Genomic DNA, 25,085 nt, shown 5'->3' on the forward strand with positions numbered 1-25,085 from the left:
CGAAAAAATTCCGTAACCAGCGAGAACACGACCCGGATAGCGAATGCGCCCAGGCCATCCGGGACACGTATTGGACCATGTTTGGGCACTACTCGTACCCCGGTTTCGACGTCGATGATTTCGACGCCACGGTGACCCAACTGCAGCTCGCCACCGGCTGGAACAAGGGGTTTGTCAAGAACGCGATCCTCGGGCACGCCGCGCTGCAGGACCTCCCGCGCCTGCGCGAGCTACAGCAGGAAACGCGCGTAATGGATGTGGGGCACTTGACCGCGGTCTACACCGCGATCGAGGAGCTGGGTCCGGATGTGGACAAGGAAGCACTCTTGCATATCGACGCCATCCTGTTCGACACCTTCACCCCAACCCGCCACGACCAGGCAGTTCCCCAGCGCAAGACTGTCACGGACCGCATCCGTGCCGCGATCAAACGCATGGATAAGAGCCGTGCCTACGACAAGCGGAAGCGCGAAGATCGCGAACAGGACGACGCGGAGACGTTCGGCGTCCACGAGTACCGCGACCGGGCGATCGTGCAGCTGGACACCAACTCGCTGGACGGCCGGAGGATCCAGGCAAACGTCGCCGAAGTCGCGCGCGAGCTCGGCATCAGCACGGCCGACGCAGCAATCAAGCTGCTGTCCGGCGAGGCGATCGGCATCGAGGTGACTCCGGTGCTGAACGTCTACGCCCCGAAGAACCGCGCGATCAGCGGCCCAGTCTACCTCCCCGGCAGCGGTTGGACGACGCCGGAGGCCACCTCCGCGTTCGAAGACTGGTTGGCAAGAACGTTCCCCGTCACGCGCGATCTGGAGAAAGAGGGCGAGAAGGTGCTGCAGGGCTACGGCCCCGGCGAGGGCATGCGCCACGCCGTGTACGCCCGCAACCGCACCTGCATCTACCCGGAGTGCAACCGTCCCGCCGAGCAGTGCCAGCTGGACCACCGCATCCCCTACGAGGAGGGCGGCCGCACCGAGGTGGACAACCTGTTCCCCCTGTGCCAGCACCACCACAACATGAAGACCGACCGCCGGATTTTCTACATCCCCGACCCCTACTCCGGCGACATCATCTGGCTATTCGCCGACGGCACCTATGTCGTCACCGCCGAAGAAGGCCTGTTGCGCGACCAGATCACACCGTTTAACCCGCGGTGGCAGTCCAGCATGTCCGCCGTGCGCAAGAACCGGGCCAGAACCGCGGAGTTCTTCGCCAAAGGCCACAAAATCCTGGACACCTTCGACCAGGACTTGGACCTCGAACAGGCCACCGCCGCGATCGAGGACCTGGAGCAGGAATACGGCATGAAGTTCGGGTTCACCCCAGAGATGCCGTACGTGGAACCCTTGCCCGAAGAACCGGTTGACGCCCCATTCCCCGACCCGGAGGAGGACCACTAACGCAGGTAGAACTTGTCCACCACCTCGTACTTCGGGCCGCCACTTCGGCCCTTGCCCAGGTGCGACTCCAGCAGCAGCACTTCATCGGCCGCGAATTCGGGGCCGGTGTAGATGGCGAGGGCGTGGGCGTGGTCGTCGAGAAGCCATGGGTCCCTTGTGCGAGTGCCTGTCCGCGCGACGGTGAGGTGCGCGCGCTGGCGGCGACGCATGTCCGGGTCGAGCTGACAGTCCGCCATCAGGTCTTTCAGTGGTGCCTTGTCGCCGCCGACGCCGATCCACATGGTGCGCCGATCAAAACACCCGGCTCCTCGGAGGTGCAACCTCAGGGGCCGGGTGAAGGCGGTGGCTTGGGCCAGGTGGTCGGTGACCGCGGCGGCGTCGTTGGGCTGTGACCCGTAGAAGGCGACCGTGATGTGCCAGTTGTCGGGGTCGGCCCAGCGCACTTCTGTGCCCGAGAAGTCGCGGATGGGCCGCAGGGCGGTGATGAGGTGTTCGCGAACATCGGCCGGAGGGACGATCGCTGCGAAGAGGCGTCTCATGGCCCACACGCTACCCTTAATTGCCATGTTTGACCTCGCGAAAATCGGACGGGATTTGCCCGTGTCGCGCGTCATCGACCAGTTGCCGGACAAAGGCCCGCTGGTGGTGGAGGCGCCGCCTGGCACGGGCAAGACCACGCTGGTGCCGCCGGCGATCGCGAACAGGGTGGGAAAAACGCTGGTCACAGCTCCCCGGAGGGTGGCGGTGCGGTCGGCGGCGCAGCGGCTTTCGCAGCTCAGCGACAGCGCCAAGGTCGGCTACAGCATCCGCGGCGAGCACAAGGACGGCGAGCTGGTCGAATTTGTCACGCCGGGTGTGCTGCTGAACCGCTTGCTCAAGGACCCCGGCCTCGAGGGCGTCAACGCGGTGGTGATCGACGAGGTGCACGAGCGCCAGCTGGACACCGACCTGGTGTTGGCGATGTGCATGGAGGTCGCCCTGCTGCGCGATGACCTGTACCTCACCGCCATGTCTGCCACCCTCGACGCCAAGAAGTTCGCGGACCACATGGGCGCGCAGATCCTCTCCACGGAGGCGGTGACGCACCCGCTGGACATCCAGTACGCCCCGCACGCGGAAAGGATTCAGGGGACGAGGGAGTTTTATCGTCACGTCGCGGCGCAGACCACAAGCGAGCACCGGACGCTCGTGTTCGTGCCCGGGGTGCGCGAGGTGGATCTGGTGTGCGGGTTCCTGGATGACGCGAGACCGCTCCACGGCCGCCAGACCAGCAAGGAGCAGGACGAAGCCTTGAGGGGCGACAACCGGGTGGTGGTGGCGACGTCGGTGGCGGAGTCGTCGATAACTGTGCCGGGCGTGCGCAAGGTGGTGGACGCCGGGCTGTCCCGGGTGCCCAAGCGCGACAACCGCGGCATGACGGGCCTGGTCACGGTCTCAGAGGCGAAAACCAGCGCCGACCAGCGGGCGGGCCGCGCGGGCCGCGAGGGCCCCGGCGAGGTCGTGCGCGTCTTCACCCGCGACGAATACGCGAAAATGCAGCCAGACATCACCCCGGAAATCCTCACCGCGGACCTCACGGGCGCGCTGCTGACCATGAAGGCGTGGGGATCGCCGGACTTACCGCTTATAGACGAACCAAAGGACCTCACCGAAGCCGAAACCAACCTCGAACAGCTCGGGGCGACACGAAACGGCACAATCACGGACTTCGGCAAGAAGCTGGCGAGCCTGCCCCTGGACCCAAGACTCGGCGCGGCGCTTTTGGAGTGGGGAGCCCAAGCGGCGCCGACCGTGGCACGACTTGCGGGAGAGACGCACGCAAAAAAGCTGCGCAGGCTGGTGCCGGACAAGGGACCGGTAGACCCGGGCGAGGTGATCGCGAGTGCTTTCCCGCAGTGGATAGCCAAGAAGGTGGGCGAGGAATACCAGCTGGCGTCCGGCACAAGGGCGAAGTTCAACTCGAACGCCGAGTGGATCGCGGCCGCGGAGGTGCAAAGGACGAACAGTGGCGCGACTATTCGGGAGGCGGAGCCGATCGCGTTCCCGGAGCACCGCGTGGTGGAGGAAACAAGAGCCTACCTGGAGGACGGCAAGGTCAGGGGCCGGAAGGTGGCCAGGATCGGCGCGATCGAGCTCAGCTCCACGCCGGTGAAGCTCACGCCGGACGAGGCGGCGGAGGCGCTGACGGACGTGGATTTCGCCAGCTTCCCGCTGACCAAGGAGGAGCAGCACCTAAAAGAGCGGCTGGACTTCCTGCACGAGACTCTGGGTTGGCCGGATGTCAGCCAGGGCGATTATTCGCCGGAGGTGCGTGGGGTGGCCGAAGGTGCGTCGATAGGCAGTTGCGACATGAGGCAGGCGATGCTGCGCCAACTGGATTGGCAGCAGGTGGCGGAGCTGGATGCGGCGGCGCCGAAGGAGTACCAGTACGACAGTGGCAGGCCGGTGAAGCGCGTGAAGCTGCAGCACATGTTCGGCCAAAGGGGGCAGACGGTCTCGGGCGTGAAGGTGTTGTACCACCTGCTCTCCCCCGCCGGGCGCCCGCTCGCGGTGACGGACGACCTGGATAGCTTCTGGGAGGGGCCGTACCAGCAGGTGCGCAAAGAGATGCGGGGGCGCTACCCCAAGCACGCGTGGCCCGAGGACCCTACTGGCACTGGGAAATGATGGCGCCGGCGCCGGCGAGACCCGCGGCGGCGAGAATGGCGGCGATGCCCATGTCCACGTCCCTGGAGTTGAGGTCGCGGAGCTTCACGTCTAACTGGAACGGAATGCCGTCCACCTGCAGCTGCAGGTGGTTCTGGCGCGCCACGAACGGGATACTCATCTGGGACGCGAACCCGAGCGGCAGCAGCACCAGCAGCGGCAGGCCGACGCCGAGGGCGGTGGCGGAGCAGCGGTGGGAGACCTCCGGGGCGTACTGGACAAACGCGTCGATGACGGCACCTTCCTGGGACGCCTCATCCTCGGTCTCAGTTCCTACGGTGACGTGGACGGGGAAGACCTGGGTGGTCTCGTCCGAAAACGTCGCGGTCACCGGCCACTCGTACACACCGGGGGTGATGTTCTCCCCCGGTTCGAGGCGGATGGTGCCGTCTGGCGTGATCGTCGCCCAGCTCGGCATGGAGTTCGCTTCGTACCATGCTGCACCGAGTGGCAGCGGGGGTTCTACGGTGGCTGTAAGGCCCGGAACCACGTTGGTGGGGTCGTACCCATCTTCGGCATGAGCTGGGGAAACGGGCGCGCAGGCGAGCGCGAGCGCGCTCGTGAAGGCGATAAGTTTGTTGCGCATTTCTAAGGTTTCCTCAGTTGTAAATGTTTATACGGCTTTGAATATGGAATGATTGTAGTAGACAAGTCCTGATGTAGTCTTACTCGCCATGTCAAAGCGCACTGTTTCCGTGTGGACCTTGGTCTCACTCATTATCGGATCCACCATCGGGTCCGGCATTTTCGCGCTGCCCCAAAACATCGGTTCAGTAGCCAGCCCGGGCGCCATGCTCACCGGCTGGGCTATTGCGGGCGTGGGAATGCTTTCCATCGCCTTCGTCTTCCAAATCCTCGCGGTGAGGAAGCCGCACCTGGACTCCGGCGTCTACTCCTACGTGCGGGCGGGGTTGGGCGATTTCATCGGGTTTACCTCCGGCATGGGCTACTGGCTCGGCTCCGTGATGGCCCAGGTGGGTTACGCCACACTGTTCTTTAACACACTCGGTTACTACTTCCCGGCCTTCTCCAACCGCTGGGTGCTGGCCCTCTCAGTGAGTGCGTTGAGCTGGCTGATCTTCTACGGCCTCACACGCGGCTTGCGGCAGGCGGCAGTGATGAATGCGGTGACGACCGTGGCAAAGCTGCTGCCCATCCTCGCCTTCATTGTGCTGGTGGCGTTCCTCGGCTTCTCCTGGGACCGCTTCACCATGGATTTCTGGGGTTCGCACATCCCCTTCACGGACCAGCTCAAGGGCATCATGCTCTACACCGTCTGGGTGTTCATCGGCATCGAGGGCGCCTCGGTGTACTCGAAGCAGGCGCGCGTGCGTAGCGACGTGGGCAAGGCCACGATCATCGGCTTCCTCTCCGTTTTGGGCCTGCTGGTGGCGGTGTCCACCCTCTCCTACGGCGTGCTCAGCCAGGAGGAGCTGGCGGCGCTGCCGGACAACTCCATGGGCGCGGTGCTGGAGCAGGTTGTGGGTCCGTGGGGCGGCGTGCTGATCTCCGTCGGCCTGTGCCTGTCTGTTTTGGGCGCGTACGTCTCGTGGCAGATGCTGTGCGCCGAGCCGATCGTGCTGATGGCGCAGGACGGGCTGCTGCCGCACTCCATGGGCAGCCACAACGAAAACGGTTCCCCAGTGCGCGCGCAGCTTCTATCGACGCTGGCGATCCAGTTCTTCGTGGTGGTGTTCTTCCTCTCCTCCGCGTCCTACAACGCCATGGTGCAGCTGGCCACCATCATGTACCTGCTGCCCTACATCTTCTCCTCCATCTACCTGGTGCTGCTGGCAATCAGGGGCAAGGGCCTGACCCACCCGCACGCCGGCACGCGTTTCGACGACTCCGGGCCCAAAGTTTCCCGCCGCGACAACCGAAAGCACCTCTTCGTGAGCCTGATCGCCTCCGTGTACTCGCTGTGGCTGATCTACGCCGCGGACCCGGTGTACGTGCTGCTCGGCGCCCTTGCCGTGGTGCCGGGCCTGGTGCCCTACATCTGGACGCGCCGCAAGCACGGCGACAAGCTCTTCAACGCCTTCGAGTGGGTCGTGGTGACGGTGGTGCTGGTCGCGGCGGTGATTGCCATCTACGGCCTGGTCAACGGGTCGCTAACTTTGGAGTAACTCCCAGCCCAACTTCGCACATAGCGTGACGACGAGCCCAAGGAGTGCCACGCGCACCAGCGTCGACCCACCCTTGAGCACCGTCCGCGCACCCAACTGCGCACCCACGACGTTGGCGACTGCGAGCGCGAGCGCGAGCTTCCAGTTGATGAAGCCGCCGAGCCCGAACACGAACAGTGCGCCTAAATTCGTGGCGGTGTTGACCACCTTCGCCATCGCCGCCGAACGCACGAACCCCTGGGTGAACACGGCGGTGAACGCCATGATGAGGAACATGCCGGTGCCGGGGCCGAACACGCCGTCATAGCCGCCGATGACGGCGACAACAAGCGCGGCGAGGGCGAGGCGCTTGCCGGAAAACACCCCGGCGCCTTCCTGCCCAAACTTCGGGTTCAGCGCCACGAAGATGCCCACCCCGACGAGCAGGATGAGGATGATGGGGGTGGCCACGGAGTCGTCGATAAGCGAGACCGCCCTGGCGCCTAGCGCTGCCGCGACCCCCGCGATGAACGCGTAGACCCACGTGATGCGCGGCACCCCGACGCGGCGCACGAGGGTGGCGGCGGCGGACGCGGTGCCCGAAATCGCCGCGACCTTGTTCGTCGCCAGCACGGACGCCGCTGGCATCGCCGTGGCCGACATCAGCACCGGGATGAGCACGAGCCCGCCGCCGCCGATCACCGCGTCGATCCAGCCGGCGAACGCGGACGCGGCGAGGAGGAAAACGATCACGGGACTACTATGCCCCACATCAACCGTTGGCTTGTCGCTGCACCTCTCTCGGTGGCGCTCGGGCTGCTGTTTTCTTTTCTGGGGGTTCCGGCAGCGTGGATCCTGGCCGGGATTCTGGGGGCCGGGTCGGTGGCGCTGGTGACGGAGGAAGACCTGCCCGTCAATGAGCACCTGTTCACCTTCGCCCGCGGCACTGTCGGCGTGTTTGCGGCGCTGCCGCTGGTGGGGATGAACCCGCTGCCCTACCTGCTGCCGGGCGTGGTGGCGGGCGCGGTGGTGATCGGCATGGGGTTTGTTGGCGGCCTAATTCTGGCCAACCACGGCGTTTCACGGGAAACAGGCGTGCTGTCGCTGTTGCCCGGCGGGGCGTCGCTGATGCCGGCGATCGCGCGCGACGTGGGCGCGGACATCCGCTACGTCAGCCTCAGCCAGTACCTGAGGCTGCTCATCGTGTCCGTGTCGTTGCCGCTGGTGGCGTCGCAGTTTACTTCAGTGACCCGCACTGAGTTGGATCCCTACTGGTGGATGTGGCTGCTGGTCCCGGCGCTGATTGTCGCCGGGGTGTTCGCGGGCAAGCTGTTGAAGTTCCCCAACCCCTCAGTGTTTGGCCCGATGGCGTTGACGGTGCTGGTGGGCGTGCTGGTTGACGTGACCATCGTGCCGCCGCGGCTGCTGTCCATCGTGGGCTTTTTGGCTATCGGATGGATGTGCGGCGGCGGGCTGAACGTGCCCGCGCTGCGCCGGTTCTCCCGCCTGCTGCCCGCCACGCTGGCCTACATCGCCGGGCTGATGCTCGCGTGCGCCGGCATGGGGTGGCTCATGTCCAAGTGGCTGGGCTTGAGCTTCTACGAGGGCTACCTCGCCACCAGCCCCGGCGCGCTGGAGACCGTGCTGGTGCTGGCGACCAGCCCGGCCGTGGTGGCGCTGCAGGTGATCCGGCTGATCATGGTGATCCTGTTCGCCGGGTGGCTGCCCAGAATCCTCAAGCGCCTCTAGTGGTGCAGCACCTCGTTGGTGAGCATGTCCATAGGCATGGAGCCGAGCTTGAGCGCCTTGACGTGGAACTCGTGCTCGCTCATTCCCTGGGCGAGCGCCTGGCGGCGCAGGTCGACCCAGTCCTTGTAGCCCAGTGCGTACGACGGCGCCTGGCCCGGCCAGCCCATGTAGCGGTCCAGCTCGAAGGCGAGGTTCGCCTCCGGCATGGCGGTGTTGTCGCGCAGGAAGGCCTTTGCGTATTGGGCGTCCCAGGTGCCGGTGCCCTCCGGGGTGGTCTTGCCTAGGTGGACGCCAATGTCCACCATCACGCGGGCGAGGCGGAGACGTCGTGAGTCGAGCAGGCCCATGCGGTAGCCGGGGTCTTCGAAGAAGCCGTGGTCCTCCATGAGGTGCTCGGCGTAGAGCGCCCAGCCCTCGCCGTGGGCGGAGTTCCAGCACACAGACCGGCGCCACAGGTTCAGTTCGCTGCGGTTGAGCAGGGCGTAGCCGTGCTGCAGGTGGTGGCCCGGCACGCCTTCGTGGAAGACGGTGGACATCTCCTGCCAGGTGTGGAACGTCTCCTGGCCCTCCGGCACGGACCACCACATGGTGCCGGGGCGGATCATGTCGTCGCTGGGCGGGGTGTAGAAGATGCCGCCGGATCCGGCGCGGTCGATGTCGCACTCCACCGTGTGCAGGCCCTCCGGCACGTGGAAGGCGTCGGCGGCCTTGTCGTTGAGCTCGGACATCCACTCGATCAGCGCGTCCGTGCCGCGGAGGATGTAGCGCTCGTCCTGGTTCAGGTTGCGGTAGGCGCCCGCCACGGACACGTCGCCGTAGAGCTCGTGCGCGATGGCGCGCTGCTCCTCCACAGTCTTGGCCAGTTCCTCCTGTGCCCACTCGTAGCTGGCGTCCAAGTCCACCTCGCGGCCGTGGAAGAACTCGGCGAACAGCTGGTAGCGCTCGCGGCCCACGCCGTCGTTGTGGGAGGCCTGCGGCGACAGTTCGGTGGACAGCCAGTCCGCCATCTCCAAAAAGGCCTCCTTGGCGTGGCCCACCACGTGCGAATCGGGCGACAGGCCCAGGTGGTCCAGCTGGGATTCGGTGTCGCCCAACAGTTCGCACTGGTTGATCACCGCGTCGATCTGGCGGTGGGAGGCGACGTCGCCTGTCGACGCTGCTTCGCTCAGCGACTCGCGGTAGCCCGCCAACGCACTCGGAATGCGCGACATGCGCGATGCGATGTTGTCGAAGTCCTCCTCCGTCACCTTCGGCATCAGGGCGAAGGAATCGCGGATGGTCTGCACCGGCGAATCGATGTTGTTCAGCCGGCACAACAGCTCGCCGCGGTGGTGGAACTCCAGCTCCGCGCTCATGCGGTCGCGCAGGATCGCGGCGGTGAGGTTGTCCACGTCGTCGAAGTCGTCCTCGTCGTCGGAGGCGTCGGTGGAGTCGTTGAGCGCGTCCACGTCCGCGACAAGGTCGCGCATCCTGTCGGCCAGGCGCCCCCAGTAGTCCGGGGAAAAATCCTGCAGCTCCCCGTCGTGGCCGTCGATGCCGATCTGGGTGGCAAGGGTGGGGCTGATCTCGGCGAGGTCGTAGACGAAGTCCTCACAAGTGGCGTCCAATAAGGACGGCTCGCGCCAGCTTTCGTTGGTCATGCCGAGCGATTGTATCGGAGCTGGCCAAATGGACAATTACGTCAGGGTCCAGGTAAATATATTCATATGCCCTTCTCACGCCCGCGAACGCCCGCAGCTAAGTGTCTGCACCTTATCCGGCTGCACGAGACGACGTCGAGAAGCGATCTTGTGAAAGCAACCGGCCTGTCCCAGCCAACCGTCACACGCGCGATCTCCGCGCTGGTAGACGCAGGTTACGTCACCGAGCGCAACGACCTGACCCAGTCCAAGGGGCGCGGCCGCCCCACCATCCCACTGGAGCTGGCCGACACCCCCGGCGTGCACGCGGGCGTGTCGGTGGGCACGGAATCCACCTACGTGGCCCTGTTCGACTTGAAGGGCCGCACGCTGCTGTGCCGCGACATGGACATCACGGTGAAAAACGTCAGCGAGGACGACTTCATCCAGTCCATGATGGCGGAGCTGAACCAGATGACCACCAAGCTCGAGCGCCCCATCCGCACCGTGGGCGTGACCACCTCCGGCACGGTGCGCGAAGGCGGCAAGGTCTTCGCGCCGAACCTGGGCTGGGACGGCGTGGACATCGGCGACCAGCTGCGCGAGCAGTTCTCGGTGCCGGTGGAGGTTTCCTCCATCTCCAGCGCGATTGTCGGCTCGGAGATGCAGTCCACCGCCTCGCTGAACATCCCGTCGGTGATGGCGCTGTTCGCCGACGACTCGATTGCCTGCGCCATCTCCCACCCTGACGGCGTGGAGCCGATCGAGGTGGAGCAGGGCGAGCTGACCACCCGGGGCCTGATCGACGCCATCGGCGTGGAGGATATTCGCACGCTCAAAGACGCAGTGACCGACTCGCGCGAGGACACCCGCTACGCGCTGGACCGCCGCGCGCGGGGCCTGGGTTCGCTGGTGGCGGGGCTGTGCAGTAACTACTCCCCCGCGACGGTGGTGGTGGCGGGCAGCGCGTTCATCGACGATCCGCTGGCCTCCGCCCCGTTCGCCCGCACCGTGCGCTCGGAGGCGAACTGCAGCCCGGAGCTGCGCCTGATCCCCACCCACCGCGAGGTGGTGCGCGACATCGCCCGCGCCGTGGCCCTGGACCACGTGCTGCGCGAGCCTCTCCAGGTGGCGGGGTCGTAGATGAAGCGCGCCGCTTGGGCTTGTGTGCTGCTCCTGGCCGGTTGCGCCGCCCAGGAGGAGGCCGAGCCGTTGCACACCGAGGTGACCACCCAGCCCGCGCCCGACCCCTTCGAGGGTCTGGACGAGGCGGTGGCCGCGATTGAGAAGGAAACAGGCACTGAGGTGGGCGTCGCGCTTTTCGACGGCTCCGAGATGACGCAATCCGGCTCCCTCTACGCGCTGCCGGCCTGGTCCACCATCAAGATCCCCATCGCCCGCGCGGCGGTGGAGCACTGCGACTACGGCGCGGACTACGTCGAGGAGCTGACGCAGGCCTCCATCGAGTGGTCCGACAACGACTCCGCCCGCGCCCTGTGGGACTGCATGGGCAGCGACGAACAGGCCGGCGAAATGGCCCGCGAGGAGATTGCCAAGTCCGGCTCCCAGGTGAAGGTGGAAGGAGCCTTCGGCACCACGAGCTGGTCCTTCCCCGGGCAGGCGCGCTACGCCTACTACTTAAGCCAGCAGGACGAGGACGACCCGGTGATCATGGAGATGCACCACATCGCCGAAGACCAGTCCTACGGGCTGGGCACGCTGGAAACCGTGCCGTTCAAGGGCGGCTGGTCCGACGACGAGACCGACGGCTCCTGGCACACCCGCCAGTTCGGCTGGTTCGACGGCTACGGGGTGGCCATCGGCGCTCGCAGCGAGGACGGCAGCTACGACGACACCATGGACGCCTTAGACAAGGTCGCGGAGCTGCTGAAGCTGCGGCTCGACGAACTTGTACAGGGTCTGCAGCACTGACAGCACCGTCAGCACGGTGGCGATGATGCCGAGGATCTCCTTGGGCGAGGAGGACGAGCCTGCGCCGCCGAAGATGAGCTTCTTCGGGGTGGTGCTGGGCTTTTCCCTGCCGTTGGCCGGGCGGTGCAGGACGGTGTTCTGCGCGCCCGCAATGCCCTCGTTACCGGCGCCGATGCTGCAGGTGGAGGTCACGCTGGCCTCACCCTCAGCGGTGACCACGCTGGCGAACCCGTAGTAGCGCATGCGCGGGTCCAGCAGGTTGTGCAGGTGACCGTTGCTGTTGTTGAAGTGACCGTTCGCCCGGACGAGGTCGTTGACCTCGTCGTAGCCCCAGCCCTGCATCGCCTTGTCCATGCTGGCGGTGGAGTGCAGGTTCTCCCCCGGCGCGGCCTTGCCCTTGTACGTGGCGGTTTTGATGTCGCCGCAGTTGTTCGTGCAGGTGGAGTTGTACGGGCGCTCGTGGCGGAAGAACTTCGCCGCCTCGGCGCCGCGCTGCAGCGCGATGCGGGACAGGCCCGCGTCGTACTTGGCTGCGCCCACATAGGCGTCGCGGGTAGTCAGGCCGTGCTTGGCGGCGGCCTGGCGCAAGGTGGTGCCGTTGAACGGCACGTTGCGGTCCCACATGTCCGCGCGCAGCTTGCGCAGCTCGCGCATGGCGATCTCCTGGTCGGAGGTGAGGTTGAATTTCGCCTCCACGGCGATGACCTGGTCGGCGGGCTGGTTCAGCTCCACCCCGGTGACGGGTGCCGGGTCAGCGGCGGCGAACGGGGCGAGGGTCAGAGCTGTGGCGGCCGCGGTCGTCGCGGCGAGTAAACGGGTACGCATAACCTGAGCGTAGCGTGTACCAGAGCATAAAGCCGACTGGGACCAGGGTGAACAGCAGCTCCGGGACGTGGAACAAACTGAACGAGATGTTCACCGAGGCGAACGGCACCATAAACAGCGCGAGCACGATCGCGCCCCAGCGACTGTAGACGTAGGCCAGCATCGGCAGGACCCACACCCAGTGGTGGTACCAGGAAAACGGGCTGACCAGGCAGGCCGTCATGCCGATGAAGGAGGCGGCAAGCGGGGCGGGAGCTCGTCGAGAAGCTAAAAGCGCAAGGGCGGTGACCAGGGCGCAGAGGATAAGCCAGAGCCACAGCTCGTCGTGGCCGGCGCGGGCGAGGACCTGGCGGATGGACTGCGCGCCCGGGTTGTCGTCGGCGCCGATGCGGGTGGTGGTGAAAATGGCGTCGGTCCAAAAGCTTTTCGCGTCTGCGACCTCGGAAAAACCGGTGGCGACGGTGCACAGGAACGTGAACGCGGCGATAAACACCGCGCCCCAGCGGCGCTGCTGGATGAGCAGGAGGACGAAGAACGCCGGCGTGAGCTTGATGCCCGCGGCGAGCCCGACGCCGATGCCGGGGAGTTTGTGGCGCGGCAGGAAATCCAGGCACACCAGCCCCATGAGCAGCAGGTTGATCTGGCCGAAAAACAGGGTGCCCTGCACCGGCGAGAGGCACAGCACGAACACGGCGGTGAGCAGGAGGGCATCTTTGCTTGTGGACGCCCGCACCACGAGCAGGACAACCAACACGGATAATGCTTTCCACGCGATACCAAGCGCGGTGCTTTCCGTCAGCCACGAAAACACCACGCCCGCGAACGGCGGGTAGGTAAACGGCAGGCCGGGAAGCAGGTCGGTTGCGTAGAGCGGCTGGTGCCCGGTGACCTTCTCGCCGCCCAGGAGGTACACCTTGAGGTCGCTGGGGAACTCGGTGGTGAACGCGTTGGGCAGGCCCGAGTCGATGTAGCGCCAGATTGAAAACGCCAGCAGGACAAGAAGGCCGATCACAGGTCGAGCCCGTCCAGGATGTCGTCGAGCGCGTCGGCGATGTTGGTCCTCCACAGCGTGTCCACTTTCGCGTCGGCGCGGCCCGGCCCGCCATTGATCACGGCGGTGGGTTTGCCCTGCTTTTTCGCGTCGAGGATGAACTTGTAGCCGCTCATCACCGCCAACGAGGTGCCGATCGCGATCACGCCTGCGGATTCCTTTAGCCAAGCATCCGCAGCTAGTCTGCGCTTTTTCGGCACCCCCTCGCCGAAGTACACCACATGCGGCTTGAGCCTGTGGCTGCCACAGTTCGGGCAGGCGATCATGCAGAAGCGCTCGACGTCGGATTGCTTGAGCTCCACATCGCCGTCCGGGTTCAGCATGGAGCCCTCGACTTCCACGGAGTCGAAGTAGGTGGGGTTGGCGGCGGTAAGCAGGGCGTCGATAAGCGAACGCTCGTGCAGCGTTTTGCAGTCGAGGCAAACGACGTGCTCCATGTCCCCGTGCAGCGCGATGACGTTGTCGGAGCCGGCCTGAGTATGCAGCCCGTCGACGTTTTGGGTGATGATGCCGCGGATCAGCCCCGCCTTCTCCAGCTCAACGAGTGCGAAGTGCGCGCGGTTGGGGCGGGCGGCTCGCATGTAGCGCATACCCACGAACGCGCGGGCCCAGTAGCGGTGCACCTGCCTCGGCGAGTGCGCGAACTCCTGGAACGTCATCGGGCGGGACTTGGTCAGGCGCCCGTTTTTGCTGCGATAATCGGGAATTCCCGAATCGGTGGAGATGCCAGCGCCGGTGATGACCAAGGTTTTTGGGTTGCCTAGCTGGTCGAGGATCTTGGCTTTGGCGTTCGGGGTGGGCGCGGTGGTTTCGGTGACGACCCGCTCGATGGAGCGCACGGCGGAGCGGTGCGCCATGGCGATTGCGGGGTCGTCGAAGTGGGGTTCCATCGTCTGGGAAGTGTATCCCCTAGCGCCACAACAGACCGTGTTGTCTATATATACGGTTTGCGTTTTCAGGCCGAAGGAGTAGTTTATCCACGTCTTTACTACACAAGTGAACAATTCTGTCTAGAAGGAGCCGCTCATGCCTAAGTGGGCAACAAGCTTCGGCGCGCAGGTCATCTACGGCCTGATCATCGGCCTCATCCTCGGGTTTATCGCCGTGGACGTTCAACCCCTGGCCGACACCCTGGACTGGGTGGGATCCACCTACGTCAAACTGCTCAAACTGCTGATCCCGCCGCTGGTGTTCACCGCGGTGGTCACCTCCATCGCCAACCTGCGCCAGGTCACCAACGCCGCCCGATTGGCCGTGCAGACCCTGGTGTGGTTCGCCATCACCGCGTTCTTCTCGGTGGTCATTGGCATCCTCGTCGGCCTGGTGATCAAGCCCGGCGCGAACACCTCGGTGGATGCGGCGACGGCGGCGGAGCCTTCGTCGACAGGCTCGTGGATGGGCTTTTTGAACTCCGTGGTGCCCGCAAACATCCTCGGCCTGGGCGCGAAGGTGAGCGAGTCCGGCGCGTCCGTCAACTTCAACGTCCTGCAGATCCTGGTGATCTCGCTGCTGCTCGGCATCGCCGCGGTGCGCGTGGGCAAGGCCGCCGAGCCGTTCATCGAGTTCTCCGGCTCCCTGCTCAAGGTGGTCCAGGAGGTGCTGTGGTGGATCATCCGCCTCGCCCCGATCGGCACCGCCGCGCTGATCGGCAACGCGGTGGCGTCGTACGGCTGGGACGCGCTCGGCTCGCTGGGCAAGTTCGTGCTGGCCATCTACATCGGCCTCGCGCTGGTCATCTTCGCGCTCTACCCCATCATCCTGGCCGCGCACCGCATCCCGGTGCTGGAGTTCTTCCGCCGCGTGTGGCCGGTGACCACGCTGGGCTTCGCCACCCGCTCGTCCATGGGCGTGATGCCGGTGACCCAGCGCACCACCGAGGAGGCCATGGGCGTGCCCAGCGAGTACGCGTCCTTCGCCATCCCGCTCGGCGCCACCACCAAGATGGACGGCTGCGCCTCCATCTACCCCGCCATCGCCGCCCTGTTCGTGGCGCAGTTCTACGGCATCAACCTGTCCATCTCGGACTACGTGCTCATCGTCATCGTGTCCGTGCTGGGCTCCGCCGCCACCGCTGGCACCACCGGCGCGACCGTCATGCTCACCCTGACCCTGTCCACCCTGGGCCTGCCGCTCGCCGGCGTGGGCCTGCTGCTCGCGGTGGACCCGATCGTGGACATGGGCCGCACCGCCGTCAACGTCACCGGCCAGTCCGTGGTGGCCACGGTGGTGGCCAAGCGCGAGAAGATCCTCGACGAGTCCCGCTGGTAGGACTTACCTAAACGGCACCTCGCCGATCGCGCGGCGCAGCTTGCGCGTGCGCAGTCTTTCGGGGTGCCGCGCGAGCTTCTCCACGGCCCTCACGGCGCACATGACGTGGGCCTCCTTCGAATTGGAGTAGAACGCCTGGGCACCCGCGGGCAGTTTCGGCACCGCGTGCAGCGGCAGATCGGACACCGCCAGCAGGGTGCCGTAGGGCACGCGGTAGCGGTACCCGTTCGCGGCGATGGTGCAGGACTCCATGTCCACGGCCGCCGCCGTGGAGCCGCGCAGCCATTCCCACAGGTCGCGCGGGTCCTTCCACTCCCAGTTCCGGTCGCCGGTGGACAGCACGGTGCCGGTGCGCATGAGCGACGCGTCCGAGCCGTAGACCTTCGACACCGCCTTTTCCAGGGTGCGCTGGATCTCGGGCACGGCGGGGATGGGCAGTTCGCGGCGCAGGTAGTCATCCAAAACGTGGTCGTGGCGCTCGTAGGCGTTGCCCAAAATCAGGTCGCCGATGCGCATGCGGGCGTCCAGGCCGGCGCAGTGGCCGATCATGATCCACGCCTCCGGCCTTAATACCGCCAGCGAGTCGGTGATGGTCTTCGCGTTGGACGGCCCGACGCCGATGTTGATCATGGTGATGCCGTCGCCGTCCTCGGTGACCAGGTCGTAGCGCGGCATCTGGAACTTCGACTCCAGCTCCAGATCCTCCAGCGCCACCGTGTCGGACACGGTCTCCCCGCTCGGCAGCACCAGACGCGTGTAGCGCGAGTCAGGATCAGACAGCTCGCGCAGCCCGAACTTCACAAACTCGGTCACGTGCATGGCGTAGTTCGTGAACAGGATGAAGCGCTGCAGCGAGTCGGCCTCGATGCCGGTGTAGTGCTCCAGCCGTGCCAGCGCGAGGTCGAAGCGTTGCGGCCCGAAGTGGAACAGCGGTTTCTCGGCTCCGTTGAAGGCGTCCCAGTGGCCGTCGACAATCGCGTCGTGCACCTCATCCAGGGTGGGGCGGGGCAGGTTCGCGGTTTCGTCGATAGGCGGCATGCCCTTGATGTAGGCGGGCGGGATCGCCACATCGGAGTACCCGACCTCGACCTCGCACGGGTAGTTCGAGGTCAGCGCCTCAAGCTGCGCCGTGAGGTAGCCCTCCATGAGGTCCGGGCGCGAGATGACGGCGGAGTAGGTGCCGGCCTCGTCGACGTAGCCGAAGGGCTCGGAGCGGTCGATCGGCCGCCACTGCTCCACCTCCACCGTGAGTTTGGGGTAGCGCACCTCCCCGTACCGGTCGAACTCCCCCGAGCGCGCGATTTCGCACGACTGCTCGTAGAGGGCTTTTAGCTTTGCGACGACCTCCGGTACCTCACACATGCAGCCAGGCTACTCACGAATGAGCACACGGCGCACGGCTTCGGCGCGACGGCCGATTTCCTCCGCGGTGCAGCCTTCGCGGACGCACTGCTCAATGAGGCGTTGCATGCCAGCGACGTAGACGCGGGACATGTCGTCGATGAGCTCTGCGTCCGCGTCTCCCCACTCCTTCGAGCGCGGCAGCAGCTGCTCACGCATCGTGTCCCGCATGACCCGCTGCACCTCGTGGTCGAATACGGAGTGCACCGGGGAATCGATCAGGCGCACGGCGGCCTCGTTCTTGCCGTCGACGACGCTGGCCAGCTCGACGACGGATGCCTCGAAGTTTTTGTCGATCTTGAAACGGTCCGCGAAGTGCTCGTAGGCGTCCAGCACCCAGTCCATGGCGGCGGCGAGGATGAGCGCGTCGCGGTCGGCGAAGTGCTGGTAGAACACCTGGCGACTCACCCCAGCCTCTTTCACGATTTGCGACACGTTGAGGTCGGCCACTTCGTAGTCGTTGAGGAGGCGGAGCACTGCGTCGACAAGTGCCTTGCGGGTACGAAGGGCGCGCGGGTCCGTGCTGTCAGACCTGCGTCCCGGCAGATCGTGGTTCATCCTGGGTTCTCCAAAAACTTTGGACGTTAGGCTTTTGTGATATGAGCCTAACCGATGACACCCTCGCACTGCTGCAAAGCCTCATCCGGAATGGATGCGTCAACTATTTTTCGGCAGATTCTGGACAGGAGGTAACAAACGCCGACACGTTGGAGGCCTTCTTCGCAGGTACAGACGTATTAGTTGAGCGTTATGAGCCGCACCCTGGACGCGTGTCCATCAGCTTCACCGTGGAGGGCACCGACCCCTCCGCCGAACCCCTGACGCTCCTCGGCCACACCGACGTCGTGCCGGTGGACAAAGACAAGTGGACCACCGACCCATTCGGGGGCGAGCTTATCGACGGCCGCGTGTTCGGCCGCGGCGCCACCGACATGCTCTACATCACCGCGGCCATGGCGGCGTGTGTGCGCGACGTGGCCCGCGGGGAGAGGCCGCGCGGCACCCTGACCTTCGTGGGCTGCGCCGACGAGGAGGCCCGCGGCGGACTCGGCGCGAAGTGGCTGGCCGAACACGGGAAGTTCTCCTGGAAGAACTGCCTGTCCGAGGAGGGCGGCTCGCACATTCCCACTGTCGACGGCTCCGACGCGCTAGCAGTCGTCGTCGGCGAGAAGGGCGCCGGCCAGCGGCGTTTGACCGTCCACGGCGACGCCGGCCACGGCTCCGCGCCCTATGGCCGAGACCTGGCGGTGGCGAAGATCGCCGAGGTGGCCCGGCGCGTCGCCGCCATCGAACCCGAGGTGCGCGCCGACGAGATCTGGGAAGGCTACGTCCGCGCCTGGAAGTTCGACCCCGCAACCGAGGCGGCCCTGATGCGTGGAGAAGGCTACGAGGCGTTCGGCCAGCTGGAGAGCTACTCCCACGCCATGAGCCACCTGACCATCTCCCCGACCGTGCTGCGCGCAGGCAACGGCATCAACGTCCTGCCGTCCGAGGCGTGGCTGGAGCTGGACATCCGCCCCCTGCCCGGCCAGACGCAGGAGGAGATCGACTCGTTGTTGCGTTCTGCCTTGGGCGAGCTCGCCGACGAGGTGGAGATCACCCACCTCATCACGGAAAACGGGACGGTGTCGCCCACGTCCGGGCCACTTTACGACGCCATCTGCCAGACGTTCGACGAATTCTTCCCCGGCGTGCCAGTCGTGCCCACGATCGCGGCCGGTGGGTCGGACCTGCGCTTTGCCCGTCGTAAGGACGGCGTCGGATACGGGTTCGCCCTGCACGCCCGCGAGGAGACGCTGGGGTCCGTGCTGGGCCAGCTGCACAGCCACGACGAATCCGTCTCCGTGGAGGACGTGGACCTGACCGTACGGGCGTACCGCTCCCTGATCCGCCGCTTCGTGGGGGCTTAGGCGCGGCTGGGTTTTGGCTGTGTGATACTTGTGTGCATGAAGAAGACTCTCGTAGCTACCACCGCCGCCGTCGCGGTCGCCGCCGGGGCACTGACTGTGCCCACCGCTCACGCAGCGGAACCCACAACCACGACGACGGCGCCTGCCAAAGCGCAGTCCAAACCACAGGAAGATGATCCGTCTACCCTGAAAATCGTGGGTATAGTCGTCGGCTCCCTCGCCTTCGTTGCCGCAGCGGGCGGCGGAGCATGCTGGGCAATGCAGCAGGGCTTCATCCCGAACCCGGCACCGAATCTCATCCCGTGCCACCCGGTATCGAAGCCTGCACCGGCACCTGCTCCGCGTCCTGCCCCCGCACCGGCACCTGCTCCGCGTCCTGCCCCCGCACCCGCACCCGCACCTGCTCCGCGTCCTGCCCCGGCTCCAGCACCCGCACCGGCACCTGCTCCGCGTCCTGCCCCGGCCCCGGCACCTGCTCCCCGTCCTGCCCCGGCTGCCAAGACGTACCCCAACTGCCGCGCAGTGTGGAACGACTTGGGTGGCCCGATCCGCCGCGGCGACGCTGGCTACGGACCGCACTTAGACCGTGATGGCGACGGCGTCGGCTGCGAGAAGCGCCCGAAGTAGCCTCCAGCACTGGGGGTTCTCGGTCTCCCCCGCACCGAATCGTGAAAACCGCTGAGCAGAGCTCCGGCATATAGCGCCCTGTTTTCCTAAGGAAAGCAGGGCGCTAAGGCATGACACAGGGACGTAACATCTACCACATTTGCCCCATCCGTGACATACTGGCCTGCATGAAGATCCGCACCCTTGCAATGACCGCCACCCTCGCCGGCACCGTCGCGCTTGCGCCGACCGCCGGCGCCGACGCCATCGACGACACGCTGGCCAAGCTGCCGTCCGGCCCGATCTCCTGCGACCAGGCCTCCCGCTACTGGACCAACGACGCCGACTACCAGCAGAAAGTCCGCCAGGCCCGCGCGGTCGCCGCGTTCGACCGTCGCGGCCCGCAGATCCTCGACGCACTTTCGCGTGTCGACGAAGCCGCGAACCGCTGCGGCCTCAAGGGCACGCAGGGCGGCGCGAAGCCGGCCCAGAACACCCAGCCGAAGAACACCCAGCAGCAGGCCCAGCCGAAGCAGAACACCCAGAACACCCAGCCGGCCCCGAAGCAGACCCAGAACCCGCAGAACCTGAACGTCCGCCCGCAGATCCCGGAGCGGATCAACCTCGCGCCGGCTGGTGCGCCCAGCTTCGACGTGCCGGTGGCGAATATCACCACGCTGCAGCTGCCGGACATCATCAAGATGATCCAGCAGGCGCTGGCGCAGATCCTGGCTTACTTCAACATCCAGCTGTAGAGCTCGTCCCCGCCAGCGTGGATGCGCACGCCGGGGGTGGGCGAAAGCCACAAATCTGTCTGGAGGGAGTGCTCGCCGTCGAAACAACGGAACGAGATGGTCTCGTTGGTCTTGTCCAGCACCTCAACCGTCGCGCGGGTGAGCCACGCGTTGCGGCGGCGCACCCCGATCAGCCGCTGGTACTCGGTGAACAGCCAACTACCTAGAGGCGACAGCTCCGCCGGCGATGCGGGCAGAGCGGGGCGCACGGCGTCGTCGGCGGACCAGCTTTCGCCGCGCACGCCGGTAAACCCCTGCTCGTCGCCGTAGTAGATCGACGGCATGCCCGGCACCGTCATCAGCACCGCCGCGGCCAGGACGGCTTTCTCCGGCCCCACCTTGGAGGCGATGCGGTCCACGTCGTGGTTGCCCACAAACGTGTTGGGCAAAACATCAGCAGGATGCCGCTCCAGCGCGTGGGCGAGCTCCCAGAAGTTCACGTCCACCAGCGAGGACCAGGTCGCCTTCCACAGCTCATACTGGGTCACGGCGTCCAGGGAGCCTGCCTTGCCTATCGACGAGTAGTCCCCGTGGATGACCTCCCCCAAAAACATCGCGTCTGGAAACTCCGAACGCACGCGGGCGAGCACGTCGGCCCAGAAGTCGGCGGGCACGGCGTATGCGACATCGAGGCGCCAGCCCGCGATGCCGCGTCGCAGCCAGTGCAGCATAATCTCCACCACCGCGTCGCGGACAGCCGGATCCGCGTGGTGCAGGGTGGCCAGCTCGCCGTGGCCCTCCCAGTCCGTGTCGCCGGCAAGCCCCTGCTCAACCCACGGGTGCGTGCGGGCGACGTGGTTGAAGACCCCGTCCAACATGATGTGGATGCCGCGGGCACGGCATTCGTCGATAAGCCAAGCGAAGTCCTCCTCATCGCCGAGGCGGGGGTCGATGCGGAAGTGGTCGAGGGTGTCGTAGCCGTGGGTGGCGGAGGCGAAGATGGGGCCGAGGAGCAGGCCGTTGCAGCCGAGTTCGACCAGGTAGTCCAGCCACGGCTCGAGGGCGCGGAGGCGGTGGGCCGAATCGTGCTTATCGCGGATCGGCGCGCCGAGGGCGGCCAGGGGGTAGACGTGCCACCAGATTGTGCGGTCCAGCATGCGCCCGAGCCTACCTTCTAGCTGCGAAAACGTTCCCTATCGGTCGAATTTTCCGCGTACTACGCTACGAATTTTCCGCACGGTTGATCAAAGGCTGCAGGCCCTTGGCGATGCGGTCCTTCCAGGTCTTGGCGATCTCGTCGTAACCGCGGTCGTGCGGGCGGATGCCGCGGTGGGTGAAGTTGACCTTGGTTTCGCCGTCGTCGTCCTCGGAGATGTCGAAGATCAGCGAGGTGTCGTCCCATTCGTGGTCGTTGTCGTCGGTGGGTTCGACGTTCCAGACCACGCGCTTGCCGTCGTCGGCTTCGCGCACGGAGAAGTCGCGGTCCTCGACGTGGAACTCGCCGCCCTTCTCGCTGGCGTTGCCTTCCGCTTTCTGGTCCCACCAGCTGTTGGGTTTGGTGATCGCGCGGTAGACCTCCTCGCGGGTGGCGGGCACGGAGAAGGAGGCGGTGAAGTCGCGGATGGCCTGAGCGGTGGTGCCGTCGGCGAAGGTCCAGTCGGACAGGGTGTGGTCCGGGTCGTAGATGGCCACCTCTACGCCGTCGTCCTTGTACTTCATCAGCCCGTCCTTGATCAGGTCGCGGCCGGCTTTGTTGAAGCCGGTCACGCCGGAGACGTCGAAGATCAGCTTGTCGCCGTGCAGCCGGCGCTGCGCCAGCCCGCGCAGGATCTTCTCGGCGGCGGTGAAGTTGATCATGCCCTGCAGCTCCACCACGTCCGCGCCCTCGCGCCGCTGCACGGACTTGATGCCCGGCGCGATGTAGAAGTTGGAGGACAGCAGGTTCAGCCCCAGCGAGCTGGAAAGTTCGCGGAAGATTTTCACGCCGCGCACGGAGTTGCCTTGTTTGTTTAAGCGGGGGCTTAGCGACGCGATCCCGAGTTGCCCGGGCAGCGTTCCGATCAGTCCGCCGGCCACCCCGGACTTCGCGGGGATGCCCACGTTGACCATCCACTGGCCGGAGGCGTCGTACATGCCGGAGGAGACCATCACGGCCTGGGCGAGGCGGGCGGCTTCCGTGGAGAGCACCTTCTCGCCGGTGACGGGTTGGGTGCCGCCGTTGGCCAGGGTGGCGGCCATGGCGGCGAGGTCGCCGACGGTGACCAGCACTGCGCACTGGGCGATGTAGCTGGCCACGGCGTCGTGGGCGTCGTCGGTGATCATGCCGCCGTCGCGAAGCATGTGGGCGAGCGCCTTGTTGCGGTCGGCGCTGTCGAGTTCGGAATCGAGCACGCGCTGGTCCACGGCAAGGTCGCGGCCAGCGAGGCGGGAGAAGTAGTCGCGCAGTTTCTCGCTGCGCTGCTCCACCGGGATGTCGGGGCCGCCGATGAGTTGGTTCACCGTGATGGCGCCGGCGTTGATCAGGGGGTTGGCGGGGCGGCCGTCGTCGTCAAGCGAAAGCTCATTGAATGCCTCGCCGGAAGGCTCCACGCCCACGTGTTTGTGCACCTCGTCGGGGCCGTACATGTCCAGTGCGAGCGCGTAGACGAAGGGCTTGGAGATGGATTGGATGGAAAACTCGTAGTCTGCGTCGCCGACGGTGTAGAGGTGGCCGTCGGTGGTGCACATGGCCAGGGCGAGTTTGTCCGGGTCGGCGTTTTTGAGCACGTCGATGTAGTCGGCGAGTTCGCCGCTGTCTTGGTCGCGGACGTCGTCCACGATGGCTTGGAGGTGTTCGGTCACTGACGAGAGCATGGTGCCAGTGTAGAGGTGTGCGCTGCGAAGCCATTTACACCGGATATAATCGGATTTATGTACAACGACACGCTCCCCGATTCCAAGAACACCCACCTCTCCGACGCCCACGCCGAGACCGTCAAGGCGACGCTCGGGCCGGTGGGCGAGAACATCCAGACCATCGCGAACACCTTTTACTCCAAGATGTTCGCCGCCCACCCCGAGCTCATCTCCGACCTGTTCAACCGCGGCAACCAGAAGCAGCAGGCGCAGCAGAAGGCGCTTGCGGCCTCGGTGGTGAAGTTCGCGTCGCATCTTGTGGACGACTCCGCGCCCGACCCGGTGATCATGCTCAACCGCATCGCGCACAAGCACGTCTCCCTCGGCGTGACCGAGGCGCAGTACAAGATCGTGTACGAGAACTTGATGGCCGCGATCGCAGAGGTGCTCGGCGACGCCGTCACGCCCGAGGTGGCCGAGGCCTGGAGCGCGGTGTACTGGCTCATGGCGGACGTGCTGATCAAGGCCGAGAAGGACCTCTACGCCTCCGACGGCGTGACGGACGGCGACGTGTTCCGCCGCGGCAAGGTCGTGGAGAAGACGGAGCTTTCCAGCGCGGTGACCGCCTTCACCGTGGAGGGCGAATTCACGCAGCCGAGGCCGGGGCAGTACACGTCCATAGGCGTCAAGCTCGACGACGGCGCACGGCAGCTGCGCCAGTACTCCATCATCGAAGGCGACGCGTCGCGCTACCGCATCGCGGTGCAGAAAGACGGCGAGGTCTCCTCCTTCTTGCAGGAGCGTATCGACGTCGGCGACACCGTGGACGTCACCTTGGCCGCGGGTGACCTGGTGCTGCAGCCGGGCGAGCGCCCCGTCGTGCTGATCTCCTCCGGCATCGGCTCTACTCCCCTGACCGGCATTCTCCGCCACCTGGCGCAGAACAATGATCCCCGCCGCGTGACGTACGTCCACGCCGACGCCACCGAGGACTCCTGGGCGCAGGCGCAGGAAACCCGCGAGCTGGTGGAAAAGCTGGGCGACGGGGCGCTGAAGACCTACTTCCGCGGCGATGACCAGCGCGTCAACGTCGGCGAGCTCGACGTCGCCGGCGCGGATGTGTACCTCTGCGGCGGCACCGGCTTTCTCCAGTCCCTGCGCGACGACCTCGCGCAGCTGCCCGCCGACAAGGCCCCGGCCAACGTGTACTACGAGCTGTTCAGCCCGAACGACTGGCTGGTTGCCTAACCCTCCTGCTTGGTCAGGCGCGCCCCGCACTGGCCGGGGCGGTCGTGCGGGATGAGCTGCACCTTCACGTCGCCGGCGCCCTGGTCCAAAAAGCCGCCGTGCAGCGCGCACACCACTGGGGCGGGGCGGGTGCCCACTTCGGCGATGAAGGGGCAGGCGTTGAGCCCCACCTCGCGCACCTTGGCGGTGGCGGCGTCTGGGCGCGGCGCCGGGTCGAAGCCCATCTCGCGCAGGGTCTGGCATGTGTGGCGCTCCGCGGTGTCTAAGTCCACGCGCAGGTTGTCGTGGCGGCGGGTGTTCACCCGCTCCGCCCACTGGCGGCCGAGGCGCTTGGCGCTGTCGGTGTCCTTTTCGGCCAGGGTGCTGGCCAGCACCTCCACCAGGGCGATCATGGAGTGGGAGGCCAGGTTCGTGCGCGCCACGCGGGCGGTGTAAATGTGGGAGGGGCGGCCGCGGCCGGTGCCGGCGGAGACGCTGCGGGAGACCACGCCCGCGGCCAGGAGCTCCTCCAGGTGGCCGCGCACGGTGTTCGGGTGCATGCCCAGCGCTTTGCCGATCTCGGCGACCTGGATGCCGTCCGGGTTTTCCTGGATCACGTGAAACACCTCGAGCTGCTTTAGGCTGAGGTGTCCGACCGCGTTGAGCAATTCACCGGCGGGACGGGGCGCGTGATTCCGTTCCATGCGCGTTCTCCTG

At 66.1% G+C, this 25,085-nt stretch carries 23 protein-coding genes and 1 pseudogene; 11 read left to right on the plus strand and 13 right to left on the minus strand.

Annotated features, from left to right (window positions below):
- Positions 1-77 precede the first annotated feature (77 nt).
- Positions 78-1,400 (plus strand): HNH endonuclease signature motif containing protein, encoded by a 1,323-nt coding sequence (locus MHX64_RS06350; protein ID WP_239356340.1) that lies wholly within the window; start codon positions 78-80, stop codon positions 1,398-1,400.
- Here the strand turns inward: MHX64_RS06350 and thpR are convergent.
- On the minus strand, positions 1,397-1,939 hold the full coding sequence (gene thpR / locus MHX64_RS06355) for an RNA 2',3'-cyclic phosphodiesterase (protein ID WP_239306480.1): 543 nt from the start codon (positions 1,937-1,939) through the stop codon (positions 1,397-1,399). The genes MHX64_RS06350 and thpR overlap by 4 nt on opposite strands.
- A 25-nt stretch (positions 1,940-1,964) precedes the next feature.
- Between thpR and MHX64_RS06360 the strand changes: the two genes are divergently transcribed.
- The gene (locus MHX64_RS06360) at positions 1,965-4,067 is read left to right on the plus strand and encodes an ATP-dependent RNA helicase (RefSeq protein ID WP_239356339.1); all 2,103 of its coding nucleotides are present in this window, start codon (positions 1,965-1,967) and stop codon (positions 4,065-4,067) included.
- Here the strand turns inward: MHX64_RS06360 and MHX64_RS06365 are convergent.
- The gene (locus MHX64_RS06365) at positions 4,048-4,692 is read right to left on the minus strand and encodes a Rib/alpha-like domain-containing protein (protein WP_239356338.1); all 645 of its coding nucleotides are present in this window, start codon (positions 4,690-4,692) and stop codon (positions 4,048-4,050) included. The two genes, MHX64_RS06360 and MHX64_RS06365, sit on opposite strands and share 20 nt — an antisense overlap.
- An 88-nt stretch (positions 4,693-4,780) precedes the next feature.
- Here MHX64_RS06365 and MHX64_RS06370 point away from each other — a divergent pair, with 88 nt between their 5' ends.
- The gene (locus MHX64_RS06370; protein ID WP_239356337.1) at positions 4,781-6,232 is read left to right on the plus strand and encodes an amino acid permease; all 1,452 of its coding nucleotides are present in this window, start codon (positions 4,781-4,783) and stop codon (positions 6,230-6,232) included.
- Here the strand turns inward: MHX64_RS06370 and MHX64_RS06375 are convergent.
- Positions 6,218-6,964, minus strand: a complete 747-nt coding sequence (locus tag MHX64_RS06375; RefSeq protein WP_239306484.1) for a TSUP family transporter — start codon at positions 6,962-6,964, stop codon at positions 6,218-6,220. The two genes, MHX64_RS06370 and MHX64_RS06375, sit on opposite strands and share 15 nt — an antisense overlap.
- A 9-nt stretch (positions 6,965-6,973) precedes the next feature.
- On the opposite strand from MHX64_RS06375, the gene MHX64_RS06380 reads away from it, so the two are divergent.
- A complete protein-coding gene (locus MHX64_RS06380; protein WP_239356336.1) occupies positions 6,974-7,960 on the plus strand; it encodes an AbrB family transcriptional regulator in 987 nt (328 codons plus the stop codon).
- Here the strand turns inward: MHX64_RS06380 and MHX64_RS06385 are convergent.
- Complete coding sequence (locus tag MHX64_RS06385; protein WP_239356335.1) at positions 7,957-9,600, minus strand: DUF885 domain-containing protein; 1,644 nt, start codon at positions 9,598-9,600, stop codon at positions 7,957-7,959. The genes MHX64_RS06380 and MHX64_RS06385 overlap by 4 nt on opposite strands.
- Before the next feature lie 66 nt (positions 9,601-9,666).
- Between MHX64_RS06385 and MHX64_RS06390 the strand changes: the two genes are divergently transcribed.
- Both MHX64_RS06390 and MHX64_RS06395 read left to right on the plus strand, forming a co-directional pair.
- On the plus strand, positions 9,667-10,722 hold the full coding sequence (locus MHX64_RS06390; protein WP_255711147.1) for an ROK family transcriptional regulator: 1,056 nt from the start codon (positions 9,667-9,669) through the stop codon (positions 10,720-10,722).
- Positions 10,723-11,511 carry a hypothetical protein gene (locus MHX64_RS06395; RefSeq protein ID WP_239356333.1) on the plus strand — a complete coding sequence of 263 codons (789 nt, stop codon included), beginning with the start codon at positions 10,723-10,725 and terminating at the stop codon, positions 11,509-11,511. It abuts the gene before it with no gap.
- Here the strand turns inward: MHX64_RS06395 and MHX64_RS06400 are convergent.
- From MHX64_RS06400 to MHX64_RS06410, 3 genes are read right to left on the minus strand one after another with little or no spacing between them, the layout of a single operon-like run.
- Positions 11,446-12,336, minus strand: a complete 891-nt coding sequence (locus tag MHX64_RS06400; RefSeq protein WP_239356332.1) for a CAP domain-containing protein — start codon at positions 12,334-12,336, stop codon at positions 11,446-11,448. The genes MHX64_RS06395 and MHX64_RS06400 overlap by 66 nt on opposite strands.
- Positions 12,263-13,348, minus strand: a complete 1,086-nt coding sequence (locus MHX64_RS06405; protein ID WP_239356331.1) for a glycosyltransferase 87 family protein — start codon at positions 13,346-13,348, stop codon at positions 12,263-12,265. Before MHX64_RS06405 ends, MHX64_RS06400 begins: the two co-directional genes overlap by 74 nt.
- The gene (locus MHX64_RS06410; protein WP_239356329.1) at positions 13,345-14,277 is read right to left on the minus strand and encodes a Sir2 family NAD-dependent protein deacetylase; all 933 of its coding nucleotides are present in this window, start codon (positions 14,275-14,277) and stop codon (positions 13,345-13,347) included. Before MHX64_RS06410 ends, MHX64_RS06405 begins: the two co-directional genes overlap by 4 nt.
- Positions 14,278-14,413: 136 nt before the next feature.
- Between MHX64_RS06410 and MHX64_RS06415 the strand changes: the two genes are divergently transcribed.
- Positions 14,414-15,655 (plus strand): dicarboxylate/amino acid:cation symporter, encoded by a 1,242-nt coding sequence (locus MHX64_RS06415; protein ID WP_239356328.1) that lies wholly within the window; start codon positions 14,414-14,416, stop codon positions 15,653-15,655.
- Between the two features lie 3 nt (positions 15,656-15,658).
- On the opposite strand, the gene amn is transcribed toward MHX64_RS06415, so the two are convergent.
- Together amn and MHX64_RS06425 are read right to left on the minus strand one after the other, a co-directional pair.
- Positions 15,659-17,017: an AMP nucleosidase gene (amn, locus tag MHX64_RS06420; RefSeq protein WP_239306494.1), complete on the minus strand. Its 1,359-nt coding sequence runs from the start codon at positions 17,015-17,017 to the stop codon at positions 15,659-15,661.
- Between the two features lie 9 nt (positions 17,018-17,026).
- Positions 17,027-17,614, minus strand: a complete 588-nt coding sequence (locus MHX64_RS06425) for a TetR/AcrR family transcriptional regulator (RefSeq protein WP_070843778.1) — start codon at positions 17,612-17,614, stop codon at positions 17,027-17,029.
- Between the two features lie 41 nt (positions 17,615-17,655).
- Here MHX64_RS06425 and MHX64_RS06430 point away from each other — a divergent pair, with 41 nt between their 5' ends.
- Complete coding sequence (locus MHX64_RS06430; RefSeq protein WP_239356327.1) at positions 17,656-18,966, plus strand: M20/M25/M40 family metallo-hydrolase; 1,311 nt, start codon at positions 17,656-17,658, stop codon at positions 18,964-18,966.
- A gap of 295 nt (positions 18,967-19,261) precedes the next feature.
- On the opposite strand, the gene MHX64_RS12075 is transcribed toward MHX64_RS06430, so the two are convergent.
- A complete protein-coding gene (locus tag MHX64_RS12075) occupies positions 19,262-19,438 on the minus strand; it encodes a hypothetical protein (RefSeq protein WP_370642087.1) in 177 nt (58 codons plus the stop codon).
- Positions 19,439-19,482: 44 nt separating this feature from the next.
- On the opposite strand from MHX64_RS12075, the pseudogene MHX64_RS12080 reads away from it, so the two are divergent.
- Positions 19,483-19,593: pseudogene (locus MHX64_RS12080) on the plus strand (excalibur calcium-binding domain-containing protein); the annotation flags it as partial.
- 167 nt (positions 19,594-19,760) lie between these two features.
- Entirely contained in the window at positions 19,761-20,327 is a 567-nt protein-coding gene (locus tag MHX64_RS06440; protein WP_239356325.1) for a hypothetical protein, read from the plus strand.
- Here the strand turns inward: MHX64_RS06440 and MHX64_RS06445 are convergent.
- Together MHX64_RS06445 and MHX64_RS06450 are read right to left on the minus strand one after the other, a co-directional pair.
- Positions 20,306-21,463 (minus strand): alpha-amylase family protein, encoded by a 1,158-nt coding sequence (locus MHX64_RS06445; RefSeq protein ID WP_239356324.1) that lies wholly within the window; start codon positions 21,461-21,463, stop codon positions 20,306-20,308. The two genes, MHX64_RS06440 and MHX64_RS06445, sit on opposite strands and share 22 nt — an antisense overlap.
- Positions 21,464-21,527: 64 nt before the next feature.
- Complete coding sequence (locus tag MHX64_RS06450; RefSeq protein ID WP_181889467.1) at positions 21,528-23,159, minus strand: glutaminase; 1,632 nt, start codon at positions 23,157-23,159, stop codon at positions 21,528-21,530.
- 57 nt (positions 23,160-23,216) lie between these two features.
- On the opposite strand from MHX64_RS06450, the gene MHX64_RS06455 reads away from it, so the two are divergent.
- On the plus strand, positions 23,217-24,389 hold the full coding sequence (locus tag MHX64_RS06455) for a globin domain-containing protein (protein WP_181889466.1): 1,173 nt from the start codon (positions 23,217-23,219) through the stop codon (positions 24,387-24,389).
- On the opposite strand, the gene MHX64_RS06460 is transcribed toward MHX64_RS06455, so the two are convergent.
- Positions 24,386-25,072, minus strand: a complete 687-nt coding sequence (locus tag MHX64_RS06460) for a metalloregulator ArsR/SmtB family transcription factor (protein WP_239356323.1) — start codon at positions 25,070-25,072, stop codon at positions 24,386-24,388. The genes MHX64_RS06455 and MHX64_RS06460 overlap by 4 nt on opposite strands.
- Positions 25,073-25,085 lie beyond the last annotated feature (13 nt).

It is taken from the genome of Corynebacterium sp. ACRPZ (assembly GCF_022346205.1).
Taxonomy (GTDB): domain Bacteria; phylum Actinomycetota; class Actinomycetes; order Mycobacteriales; family Mycobacteriaceae; genus Corynebacterium; species Corynebacterium lehmanniae.